This is a genomic window from Acidiphilium sp. PM, from assembly GCF_000219295.1.
GTDB lineage: Bacteria > Pseudomonadota > Alphaproteobacteria > Acetobacterales > Acetobacteraceae > Acidiphilium > Acidiphilium multivorum.
Window position 1 is genome coordinate 1 of record NZ_AFPR01000359.1, and the last position, 887, is coordinate 887.

Here is an 887-nt window from a genome sequence, read left to right on the forward strand (position 1 = left end):
GCGCGGCCTCGGCGTCTACACCGTGGCGAGCGCGATCTGCATGGCCGCCGCCGTGCCGGCCACGCCGCATCTCCGCTTCGCCGTGCTGCTCGCCGGGCGGGCGCTGCTCGGCGTCGGGGAAAGCCAGGTCGCGGTCGGCATGATCGGCTGGGGCATCGGGCTGATGGGCCATGCCCGCTCGGGCAAGGTGATCGCGCTGGTCGGCGCGGGGATGTATGGCGCGCTCGCGGTCGGCGGGCCGCTCGGCCTCGCGCTGTTCCGCGCGCTCGGCTTTGCCGGGCTGATGGCAACCTGCACCCTCCTGTCGGTGCTGGGCGCCGCCATCGCGTTCCGCTTTCCCGACGCGCCGCCGACGCCGGGACAGCGGCAGCCGCTCTGGCGGGTGGTGCGGCGCATCGCGCTGCCGGGTGCCGCGGTCGGGCTGCAGGGGATCGGATTCGCCGCGCTCGGCGCCTTCATGTCGCTCGACTTCCTGAGCAAGGGCTGGCCGGGCGCCGGGCTTGGGCTGACCTGTTTCGGAATCGGCTTCGTGCTGATGCGCCTCGCCTTCGGCGACCTGCCGGACCGGGTCGGCGGCACCGCGGTGGCGGCGGGGTCGCTGCTGGTCGAAGCCACGGGACAATATCTGATCTGGCTTGCGCCCGAGGCATGGGTCGCGCTGCTCGGCGCCCTGCTGACCGGGCTCGGCTGCTCGATGGTGTTTCCCTCGATGGGCAAGGAAGCGATCCGCCGGGTGGAGCCGCATCTGCGCGGCACGGCGATCGGCGGATTCGCCGCGTTCCAGGACCTGGCCTATGGCGCGACGGGCCCGGTCGTCGGCCTGCTGGCCGACCGCACCGGCTATGCCAGCGTGTTCCTGATCGGCGGGATCGCGGCCACGCTCGGCA

Annotated in this window: 1 protein-coding gene; it reads left to right on the forward strand. The window is 73.5% G+C overall.

Annotated elements, in window-relative coordinates; all coding sequences use genetic code 11:
- Positions 1 to 887 (forward strand): MFS transporter (locus APM_RS12635; RefSeq protein ID WP_007423765.1); only part of this gene is annotated, 887 nt, incomplete at both ends.